The organism is Chryseobacterium cupriresistens, from assembly GCF_046614675.1.
Lineage (GTDB): Bacteria > Bacteroidota > Bacteroidia > Flavobacteriales > Weeksellaceae > Chryseobacterium > Chryseobacterium cupriresistens.
Map to the genome: position 1 here is coordinate 1 of NZ_JBKKJT010000034.1, position 290 is coordinate 290.

The window sequence follows — 290 nt, forward strand, 5'->3', positions numbered from 1 at the left end:
TATTTCTTCGCCGCGGGCGGATTGACCACGCCGGCGATATGGCCGGAGCCCGACAGCACATACTTCACGGGGCCGCCGAAGAACTGCGACCCGTACAGCACCGATTCCGCCGGTGCGATGTGGTCCTCGCGTGCGGCGAGGTTGTAGATCGGAACTTTCACCTTCGACAGATCGAGCAGCGTGTTGTCGAGCACCATGGTGCCGGTCGACAGCCGGTTCTCCAGATAGCAGTTGCGCAGGTAGTAGGAGTGGTTCGACGACGGCATCCGCGTCGCATCCGAATTCCAGTG

Annotated in this window: 1 pseudogene; it reads right to left on the reverse strand. The window is 61.7% G+C overall.

What is annotated here, in order from left to right:
* A pseudogene (locus ACLI50_RS22540) lies at positions 1–290 on the reverse strand (hypothetical protein); the annotation flags it as partial.